Below are 10,574 nucleotides of genomic sequence, written 5' to 3'. Positions count from 1 at the left end.
CCGGGGATGCGGATCCGGTCGGGGCGGCGACGGTCGGGGCGGGCGCGGTCGGCGTCGGAGTGCTGGAGGCCGAGGAGGCGCTGTCGCTGGCTTGCGGCTCGGCGCAGGCGGTCAGAGGCAGCAGGAGGAGCGTGGCGAGGAGGGTGACGCGGGGGGTCAGGGGCACGGTGGTGAGACGTTCCAGCAGGTCGAACGGTTCCCGGCTGGACAACGGGCGACGCCCGGGCAGATGAACTGCCCGGGCGTCGCTGGGTGGTGCGGGATCAGTGGTCAGCTGATCCGGATCTTCATCGAGGTGCCGTCCTGCTCCAGAACCTTGATCTTGACACCGGTCGCGGGGAGCTTGACGCCGTGGTTCGGCAGCTCCTCGTAGAAGTACTTCTTGGTGTCGTCGAACAGCGGCTCAGCGGCCTGGCCACGGATGTACTGCGGCTGGCTGTTGAGGTGCAGGGTGAACGAGTCGGCCTTCTTGAGGCTGAACGGAGCGTCGTAGACCTGGACGCGGGCCCGCCACGGAGCGCCGGTCAGGTTGTAGATCGGGCGCGGGTGCGCATCGATGTACAGGTTACGACCCTCACCCGGGTGACCACCCGGGTTCGTCGGCGACGCCGGTGCGGTGTTGTTGTCCGACCAGCGGGTGTTCCAGTACGAGATGAGCAGGCCCTCCTGGTACGCGTAGTGGTCCACCCAGTCCGGGCGGGTGTTCGCGTAGCCGAAGAAGTACGGGCCGGTCTTCAGGTACTTGTCGTACGAGACGTACGACCGGTTGCCGGCGATGTAGAAGTTGTCGAACAGCCGGGTGTAGGTCGCCCCGACCACCTGGAACTTGTCGAAGGTCCAGCCGGCGGCGGTCTCGGCACCGTCGCTGAACACCGTCTGACCGTCGGCGGTCACGGTGAGCGCGTCACCGAAGAAGCCACCCTCGGAGACGCCACCGTCGGTGACGTAGTGCAGGCGGACCTGCGCCACCTTGCCGGCGAGCGGGGTGAGCGGGATGTTGATGTCCGCCCAGGCGCCGTTGCTGGTGCCGGCGAGAGCCGGGCGGCCAGCGCCGTCCACGCCGATCGGCCTGCCGTTGACCGTGCCGTTCAGGTCGGTCCAGGTCTGACCGCCGTCGGTCGATCCCTCGAAGTAGAGGTAGTCGTAACCGGCTTCGATGCTGTACTTGCCCTTGAGCGACAGCGCCGCCGAGGACTTGCCGGTGAGGTCGAACGTCCTCGTCATCTTGCTGTCGAGGTCGTCCTCGTTACCGGAGAAGTACTGCTTGGAACCTTCGAACGGCGCACCGTAGTTGAACGTGTACTCCCGCTGGGGCAGCACCACCACGGCGGCCTGAGCCTTCTCCGAGTTGTACTCCTGCGGGCCGAGCTCCAGCGAACGCTTCTGCCCTGCGACCACTACCTCGTAGTCGAGCCAGCCGAGCTGGAGCTTGTTCCAGGCACCGAGGTCGCCACCGCGGTCGCCGATGGCCGGGTCGTTCTTGGCACCGAGCCGGCTCTGGGCCATCAGGGTCCAGTGCTCGTTGCTGTTGTCGGCGGGTCCGTAGTCGTCCGGCAGGCCCAGGTCGTGGCCGTACTCGTGGTAGAAGACGCTGCGGCCACCGTTCTCCGGCTGGATCGTGTAGTCGCGGATCCAGACGCCGGTGTTGCCGATCTGGGTGCCGCCGATCGGGAAGTTCGGCGGGCCCACGGGCGAGCTGTTGAACGCCGACCAGCGGTGGCTCCAGATGGCGTCCTCACCCTGCTGCGGGTCACCGTCGGCCTGGTCGCCGCCGGAGTGGACGATCTGGAAGTGGTCGATGTAGCCGTCCGACTCGTTGAAGTCGCCGTCACCGTCGTAGTCGAACCGGTCCCACTGGTCGTAGGACCGCATTTCCTCGGCGATCTGCGCGTCCGTCCGGCCGTTGGCCTTCTGGTCGGCGACCCACTGGTTGGCGGCGTCGCGGATCAGGGCCCAGGTGTTCGAGCAGACGTTGTCCGCGCAGACGGCGGGGTCGTTGGCCGGGTTCTGGGTGTCCTCGTCCGCGATCGGGTCGTCGGAACGACCGTAGCGGGCCTCGTTGTACCGGACCTTCACCCAGTCGGTGACCTTGCCGTCGACCGTGTACCGGCCGGAGGACTGGGCCTCGTAGTACTGCTTCAGCGACTCGTCGCCCGGGTTGGTACCGAAGTAGACCTGGCGGAAGTGCTCCGGGCTGAAGTCCGGCTGCCAGATCGTGGAGTTGTCCACGGCCCGGTTGGGCTGCGGGATCTTGTTGTGCAGCGGCCCGTCGAACGTCGCCGGTCCGGCGATGTCCGGGTTGATGTCCTTGTCCGGGTAGGACGGGTGCCGCTCGTCGCCGAACTCGGCCAGGATCACGAAGATCTTGTCGGTCCGCTCACGCTCAAGCTCGACGTACTGATCCTTCGTGGCCTGAGCGCCGGCGGTACGGGCGTTGGCGTTGCCGCCCGCCTTGCCGACCTGACCGACCTTGACGACCTTGCTTCCATTGCGCTCGATCGGCTTGCTACGACCGCTCAGCACGTCGCTGAGACCCTGCTCCCGCAGCTCGCGGCGCTTCTCCTCGAGCTTGTCGGGGAGCTCGTCCTTCAGCGTCTGCGGTTCGGCAGCGGCCGGTGCTGCTGCCGGCAGTTTGGGCTGAGGCGCCGCCGAGGCGGACGGGCCGAAAGCCAGGCCCGTCGCCGTCAGTGAGAGCCCGATCAGACCCACTGCGACTTTGCGCACGTGGTACCTCCGGTGTGAGGGAACCGGCCCAACGGGGGTACAGGCCGGTGGGAGATCGATCCCACGAGTGGGACCAATGGTGAACATAGACACTGCTGGGACGGGTGGGAAGACGCACGCGTCGATTTGTTGCAAGATTTTGTTGGCGACGTCTTTCGCCGTCACACACCGGCGCTTCATCAGCCACGCTGGCCAGCAGGGATCGTACGAACGGTTTCGCAACGACGATTTTCGATCAATTTGATCGGCCATACGGCAGTGGGGCCGGAGGCGTCTTCGCCACCGGCCCCACTGTTACCGCTGTTGTCAGTTGGAGAACCGTGAAACCGTCACTTCTTCGCCGGGGTGACGAAGATCGTGGCCGACGAGTTGTCCCGCGCGGCCTTCTTCACGGTCAGCGAGACGCCGAAGTTCACGCCCGCGTCACCGGGGTTACCGGTGCCCAGCACGATCGCGCCGCCGCCCAGCGTCACACCGTAGAACTCCGGTGCCGGGCTACCGTCCGGGTTGGTCACCCGGGTGGTGTACGGCGCGTTGCTCCGCGACGGCAGCACGACCGACGCGTCGTTGTCCCGGGCGTAGGGGGCCCCGTTGCGCATCTCGATGCCCGGGTACCAGCCCTTGGCGTCGGTGAAGGACTTCACCGGCGCCTGCGCCTTGAACTTCGTGCAGTACGCGCTGTACGGCTCGCCCGCCGCCTCCAGGCACTCCGTGAAGGGGTACGTCTTCTGAAGGCCGAACGCCGCGTTCGACGACTGCGGACGGCTCGGCAGGTTGTCCGTCACCGACGGGTCCTTCTCGGCCGCCGTGCCGGTGCGCCGGTACGGGTCGAAGTGCGAGTCCACGATCAGGAGCCCGCCCTTCGCGCCGTAGCTGGGCAGCGCGGTCATCTGCCCGGTGACGTGGTTGACGTCGCCGAGCGCGGTGTCCCGGTACCAGACCAGCATGCCCGGCGCGTTGTACGAGATCCGGTCGACCTTCCACGCCTCGTGGGAGTAGATCGTGTCGTAGGCGTACTTCAGGCCCTTGTCGAAGCCGTCGAAGTTGCGCCACTCGGCCAGGTAGTAGTGCGCGTGGGTCTCGACGCCGCTTGAGACCTTCCAGCCCGCGCCGGTGGTGTCGACGAAGGTGCCACCGGTGGCGGTCCAGCCGTTGTCGCCGCCCTCGACGTCGTCGCTCCAGGTGGTGGCGCCGCCGCCGGTGACCGAGAAGTCGTCGACGAACCAGTTGCGCTCCTCGAACGCCTCGTCGGTGGCGAGACGCAGCCGGACCTGGACGGTCGTCCCGGCGTACGCCGACAGGTCGACGTAGTCGTGACGCCAGCCGTCGGTGCTGCCGGTGAGGCCGTACTTCTTGCCGCCGAAGTCGTTCATCCGGCCGTTCGGGTCACCGTAGTTGTCAGGCGTGGTGACCACGGCGCCGCCCTCGGCGTAGACCTTCTGCTCGGTCCAGGTGGTGCCGCCGTCGGTCGACAGCTCGACGAAGCCGTAGTCCCAGTCGTCTTCGATGATGTAGTTGTTCCACATCCAGAACTTGGCGTCGGCGGCCGCCGGCACGTCGACCGAGCGGCTCAGCTTGACGTCGGCCCAGCTCTGGTCGTTGTTGCTGTGCCACATCTTGGTGCCGCTGTGCGGCGTGGCAAGCGTCGTGATCTTGTCCGGCAGGTCGACCTTGATGCCGTCCTCGGAGTCGATGGGCGTACGCGAGGTCTGGCCGAGCTTGACCTCACGCGGGTTCGAGCCGGGGCGGATGGTCAGCGGGTCGGCCCAGCCGAGCACCCACTTGTCCCAGATGCCCATGTGCGTCGGCAGCGCCTGGAAGATCTCACCGGAGTGCGAGCCCGAGGCCATCAGGTCCCAGAAGTCCACGTCGGAGTCGGCGTTGCCGGAGGTGTCGTAGAGATCCGGGAGACCCAGGTCGTGGCCGAACTCGTGGGCGAAGACGCCGACGCCGGCGTCCTCCGGCTGCACGATGTAGTTCGACACCTTCAGGTTGGTGCCCGGGATGCTGTAGCCACCCGGAACCGAGGAGGAGTGCGCCCACACGGCGTACACGCCCTGGTCGCCGCCGCCGCGCGACTTGCCCTGCCCGGCGTGCACCAGCACGAGGTGGTCGATCACGCCGTCCGGCTCGAAGAGGTTGCCGTCACCGTCGCGGTCGGCCTGGTCCTCGATGTCGTAGTCGGCCCACGGGAAGGTCGGGTCCTTCGCGACGAGCGCCTCGATCGCGTCGCCCGCCAGCCGGCTCGCGCCGGCCGGGTTGTCCGGGTGGCCGTTCATCGACTGCTCGCGGCCGGGGACCCAGTTGCCGTTCTCGTCCTGGGTGCAGCGGTTGGCGGCGTACCAACCCTCCGAGTGCGGCACCGTGATCCACGGGCTGGCCTGCCCGTCAACGGTGTAGGCGTTCTTGGACATCTCCAGGTACATGTTGTGCATGGTGCGACCGGAGATGTCGATGCCCTTCTTGCCGTCCGGGCCCTTGAGGTCCGTGCGGACCCGCTCGGTGATGCCCTTCTTGCTGTACAGCATCTTGTTGTAGTGCGACGGCGAGAAGTCCGGCACCCACATCGAGTTGTTGTCCTCGTGCGGCAGCCTCGCCGGGTCCGGAATCTTGTTGTGCTTCGGTCCGTTCTGCACGGTGCCCGGCACGCAGGTGCGGTCCTCGAACACCGTCTTCGGGACCATCACGTCCGTGAAGTCGTCGTTCGCCTTGTCGTTGAACTCGACAAGCAGCGTCAGCAGCTTCGCCGTCTGCGTGGTCGGCGCCTTCTTGATCTTGCGGGGGTTCTTGCCGGTCTGGATCGACTTGGCCTCGATCTTCGCCAGCTGCTTGGCGGTGACCGGGTTGCCCCGCGCGTGCTTCTGGTCGAACGCCCGGGCGGCGTCCAGGGCCGGGGCGTAGACGCCACCCTTGCCCTTCACCTCGCGCCCGTTGGTGTCCGGCTGCACCTCGGGCTCGGCGTAGTTGATGTAGTACTCGTCGGCGCCGATCACCGCCCGGGGGGTGCCGGACGCGGACTGGGCCGCCGCGCTGCCACCCACGGTCAGTGCGGTGGCCGCGAGGGCGATGGCGGGCAACGCGACGAGTAGTCGTCGACGCGCACCCGGATGGGGGTTCTTGTTCATGCCACTCCGTTCTCGGCATGGGCGGAGGAAGTCGGTCGGTCCCGAAGCGCGGTGAGGGCGCATCGACAACACCCGACGCGCGTGAAACTAAATGAGAAACAAGCCAAACGGCGGGATCGTGATCGATGCGTTATCTGCGCGTTCTCGGCCGGACAATCGATGTCCGAGATCGGCTGGGAGCGTTTCCGGTCGTACCTCCACAGACGACGACGGGGGGTGACGGTCCGTCCGGACCGCCACCCCCCGACGGGGTACGCCTGTCGTCAGTCCTCGTCGGACTTCGCGCCGCTCATCCCCGAGGAGATCAGCTCCATCACCGAGGAGTCCTGCAACGTGGTCACGTCGCCCAGCGACCGGTTCTCCGCCACGTCCCGCAGCAACCGGCGCATGATCTTGCCGGAGCGGGTCTTCGGCAGCTCCGGCACCAGCATGATCTGCCGCGGCTTGGCGATCGGGCCGAGCGTCTTCGCCACGTGGTTGCGCAGGTCCGCGATGAGCTGCTCACCGGCCTCGCCGACGATGTCCGTGCTGCCGCGCGGAATGGCGAACGCGACGATCGCCTGACCGGTCGTCGGGTCGGTCGCGCCGACGACCGCCGCCTCGGCCACCGACGGGTGCGACACCAACGCCGACTCCACCTCAGTGGTGGAGATGTTGTGCCCGGACACCAGCATCACGTCGTCCACCCGGCCGAGCAGCCAGATGTGCCCGTCGTCGTCCTTCTTCGCGCCGTCCCCGGCGAAGTACATCCCCTCGAACCGCGACCAGTACGTCTCGATGAACCGGTTGTCGTCACCCCAGATGGTGCGCAGCATCGACGGCCACGGCTCGCGCAGCACCAGGTAGCCTCCCCCGCCGTTCGGCACCGACTGGCCCTGGTCGTCCACCACGTCGGCCACGATTCCCGGCAGCGGGGTCATCGCCGAACCCGGCTTCGCCGCCGTCACCCCGGGCAGCGGGGAGATCATGATCGAACCCGTCTCGGTCTGCCACCAGGTGTCCACAACGGGCAGCTCACCCCGGCCGATGTGCTTCCGGTACCACATCCACGCCTCCGGGTTGATCGGCTCGCCGACGCTGCCCAGCAGGCGCAGCGACGACAGGTCGAAACCGGCCGGAATGTCGTCGCCCCACTTCATCATCGTCCGGATCAGGGTGGGAGCGGTGTAGAGGATGCTCACCCCGTACCTGTCGACGATCTCCCAGAACCGGCCCTTGTGCGGGGTGTCCGGGGTGCCCTCGTACATGACCTGGGTGGCGCCGTTGGAGAGCGGGCCGTACACGATGTAGGAGTGCCCGGTGACCCAGCCGATGTCGGCCGTGCACCAGTAGACGTCCGTCTCCGGCTTCAGGTCGAAGACCGCGTGCGTCGTGTACGACGCCTGGGTGAGGTAGCCGCCGGTGGTGTGCAGGATGCCCTTCGGCCGGGCCGTGGTGCCGCTGGTGTACAGGATGAACAGCGGGTGCTCCGCGTCGAACGGCTGCGCGGTGTGCTCGGCCGACGCGGTCTCCACCGTCTCGTGCCACCAGTGGTCCTTCTCCGACCAGGCAACCTCCTCGCCGGTGCGGCGGACCACGAGCACGTGCTCGATCGACGGGCAGCTCGCCACCGCCTCGTCCACGGTCGGCTTCAACGCCGACGGCTTGCCCCGCCGGTAACCGCCGTCCGCCGTGATCACGACCTTGGCGCTGGCGTCCTGGATGCGGTTGCTCAGCGAGTCGGCGGAGAACCCACCGAAGACCACGCTGTGCGCCGCGCCGATCCGGGCGCACGCCAGCATCGCCACCGCCGCCTCCGGGATCATCGGCAGGTAGATCGCCACCCGATCGCCGGCCGTCACCCCCAGGTCGGTGAGCGCGTTCGCCGCGCGGCAGGTCAGCTCGTGCAGATCCGCGTACGTGATGGTGCGGGTGTCGCCCGGCTCGCCCTCCCAGTGGATCGCCACCTTGTCGCCGCGGCCCGCCTCGACATGCCGGTCCAGACAGTTGTACGCCACGTTGAGCTGCCCACCGACGAACCACTTCGCGAACGGCGGGTTCGACCAGTCGAGCACCTCGTCCCACTTCTTCGACCACGCCAGCCGGTCGGCCTGCTTCGCCCAGAACGCGAGCCGGTCGCTCTGCGCCTCGGCGTACGCGTCGACGGTGACGTTGGCGTGCGCGGCGAGCTCGGCCGGCGGGGGGAACTGGCGCGTCTCGTTCAGCAGATTTGCCAATGCCTCGCTCATGCCGTGACTCCTCGTCCTCGGGGTGACCTGCGTCTCGCTGGGCACGAGGGTAGTCGCGGGTTCCCCGGCCGGCGACCGCTGCCCACCCCGTCGCGCCGAGCGGCCCCCGCCGCGCGCCCGACGGCCGGCCCTGCCCGTCCCGTCGTGCCCGGCCCCCGTCCGGGTGGGCTGGCAGGCCTTGATCGACACGGGTTCGGCGATGTCGCGGTGTCCGGACCGGTGGGACACCCCGATATCGCTGATCTCGTGTTGACCTTGCTCGGCGGCGGGCCGGGTCGGGGTCGGCCGGGTGGCCCGGGTCGCGTTGCGGGCGGGTGCGGCCCGCAGCGCCGGGCCGGGTCGCTAGCGTGGCGGGGTGACCACCGACCCGCTCGCCCCGCTGCTCGCGCTCGCCGACATCGCATCCGCCGTCGACCGGGCCCGCGAGAGCTTCGACCAGGCGCTCGGGCACCGTGCGCTGCGCCGCAACGGCGGACAGGTCGCGGCCGAGGTCAGCCTGCGCTCCGCAGTGGCCAGCGCCGCCCTCGAAGGGGCCGCGCACGAGCGCGAGGAGGTCCGTGCCGGCACCGTCACCGACCCCGTCCTCCAGGGGGCGCTGCGGGTCGCCGGGGCACTACCCGGACTGAGCGAACTCTGGCCGAGGGCACCCCGGCAGGCCCTCGCCAAGCTGCACGTCCTCGCCGCCCGGGACATCGTGTCCGAGGCCGAGCTGGGCCGCCCGGTGGCCGACCCGGTGGTCGCCACCCGACTCGACGGGCTCGCCGGACTGGTCGCCGGCGGCACGAAGGTCTCCCCACTGGTGCTCGCCGCCGTCGTACACGGGGAACTGCTCAACCTGCGCCCGTTCGCCGGCCCGTCCGGCGTGGTGGCCCGCGGCGCCGCCCGCCTGGTGCTGCTCTCCAGCGGCCTCGACCCGCGCGGCCTGCTCGCCGTCGACGTCGGCCACCGCGAACGCGAACCGGAGTACGTCGGATCGGCCGGCGCCTTCGCCACCGGCACCCCCGACGGGCTGCGCTCCTGGCTGCGCCACTACATGGCCGCCGTCGAGATCGGCGCCGACCAGCTCACCGCCATCGGCAACGAGATCCTCGCCGCCGCCTGACCCCGCGCCTGTCAGCGACGCCGACCATCGGGTCGTGGCGTCGACCCAGGGGGGTGGGGGTTAGGCGGTGGTGGCGGTGCGGGTGCGACGGTGTCGGCCGTACCAGGCGATGCCGATGGCCACGCCCACGCCGACGCCGAGCGCCGCCGCGGCCACCGGGACGGCGGGCCGCTCCCGCAGCCGGCGGCCCAGCGGGATCGGATGCCGGAACTCCAACACCGGCCACGCGTTCTCCGACGCCAGCTTCCGCAGCTGCCGGTCCGGGTTCACCACGCTCGGGTGGCCGACACACTCCAGCAGCGGACGATCGCTGTACGAGTCGGAGTAGGCGTACGAGTCGGCCAGGTCGTAGTCCCGCACGGCGGCCAACTCCGTGACCGCCTCCACCTTGCTCGGACCCGCCGCGTAGAACTCCACCTCGCCGCTGTACCGGCCGTCGCGCACCGTCATCCGGGTGGCGATCACGTCGGTCACCCCGAGCAGCTCACCGATCGGCCGGACCATCTCCTCGCCGGACGCGGAGACCAGCACCACGTCCCGACCGGCAGCCTGATGCTCCTCGATCAGGGCGGCAGCCTCGGCGTACACGTAAGGGTTGATCAGCTCGTGCAGCGTCTCCGCGACGATCTGACGGACCTGCTCCACCTGCCAGCCCTTGCAGAGCGCAGCCAGGTAGTCCCGTGTTCGGGCCATGGTCTGCTCGTCGGTGCCGCCCAGCCGGAACATCAGCTGCGCGTACGCCGACTTGACCACGTCACGCCGGGTGATCAGCCCGTCCCGGTAGAACGGCCGACCGAACGCCAGGGCGCTCGACTTGGCGATGACGGTCTTGTCCAGATCGAAGAAAGCGGCACTTCGGCCCACGGCGCGAAAGTCTAGCCCGATGGTCTATCGTCGGCGGGTGCCCGGGGTCATGCCACCCCTCAGACCTGCGGGCCGGCACCGCCATCTCCGCTCCGCGTGATCACGCTCACACTGCGCGAGGATATTTTCGCACTGAGTGGAGACGGCACCACTCGACGTGACGGGCGCGCTCAGGCAGACTTGTCGGTACGACGAGCTTTCACATCCACGAAAACAGACAGACGCTCGGCGGTTGCACCCCCCGTGACCGCTGAGTGGTTCGGCTCGACCCCCCCGGAGCCGAACCATCGACGACCCCCGTCTCCCCCCGACGGGGGTCGTCCCTTTCCCGGGGAGCGCTCCCGACCAGGTGACGACGTGTTTCCGGACCAGCGGGGCGGGGCGACCGCAGAGGCGGACTAGTCCCAACGCCGTTCAGTTAGGTCGGTGGCTGGCCTGTCAAGGTTCGTTGGTGATGACGTCGATGTTGGTGGTGGCTTTGTAGGTGCGGCGGTCGATGTTCGGTCCGCGGGCCTGGTATTTGGNGTTCGA

5 protein-coding genes and 1 pseudogene are annotated in these 10,574 nt (G+C 68.8%); 1 reads left to right on the top strand and 5 read right to left on the bottom strand.

Going from position 1 to position 10,574, the window contains the following annotated elements; genetic code table 11:
- The 4 genes and pseudogenes from FHG89_RS33455 to acs all read right to left on the bottom strand — a co-directional run.
- Window positions 1-211 (bottom strand): annotated as a pseudogene (locus FHG89_RS33455) (hypothetical protein); the annotation flags it as partial.
- A 59-nt stretch (window positions 212-270) separates the two neighbouring features.
- Window positions 271-2,709, bottom strand: coding sequence for an immune inhibitor A domain-containing protein (locus tag FHG89_RS30790; RefSeq protein WP_139587893.1), 2,439 nt, complete (start codon window positions 2,707-2,709; stop codon window positions 271-273).
- A gap of 344 nt (window positions 2,710-3,053) precedes the next feature.
- Window positions 3,054-5,849: an immune inhibitor A domain-containing protein gene (locus tag FHG89_RS30785; RefSeq protein ID WP_139587892.1), complete on the bottom strand. Its 2,796-nt coding sequence runs from the start codon at window positions 5,847-5,849 to the stop codon at window positions 3,054-3,056.
- Window positions 5,850-6,112: 263 nt separating this feature from the next.
- Window positions 6,113-8,077 carry an acetate--CoA ligase gene (gene acs, locus FHG89_RS30780; RefSeq protein ID WP_139587891.1) on the bottom strand — a complete coding sequence of 655 codons (1,965 nt, stop codon included), beginning with the start codon at window positions 8,075-8,077 and terminating at the stop codon, window positions 6,113-6,115.
- 355 nt (window positions 8,078-8,432) lie between these two features.
- Here acs and FHG89_RS30775 point away from each other — a divergent pair, with 355 nt between their 5' ends.
- The gene (locus tag FHG89_RS30775; RefSeq protein ID WP_139587890.1) at window positions 8,433-9,179 is read left to right on the top strand and encodes a Fic family protein; all 747 of its coding nucleotides are present in this window, start codon (window positions 8,433-8,435) and stop codon (window positions 9,177-9,179) included.
- 60 nt (window positions 9,180-9,239) lie between these two features.
- Here FHG89_RS30775 and FHG89_RS30770 read toward each other — a convergent pair whose 3' ends face one another.
- The gene (locus tag FHG89_RS30770; RefSeq protein WP_139587889.1) at window positions 9,240-10,043 is read right to left on the bottom strand and encodes an HAD family hydrolase; all 804 of its coding nucleotides are present in this window, start codon (window positions 10,041-10,043) and stop codon (window positions 9,240-9,242) included.
- Window positions 10,044-10,574 lie beyond the last annotated feature (531 nt).

The sequence above is a fragment of the Micromonospora orduensis genome (assembly GCF_006228125.1).
Classification (GTDB): domain Bacteria; phylum Actinomycetota; class Actinomycetes; order Mycobacteriales; family Micromonosporaceae; genus Micromonospora; species Micromonospora orduensis.
Note: the sequence above shows the minus strand (reverse complement) of the source record. Positions and strands in the feature narration are given on the sequence as shown.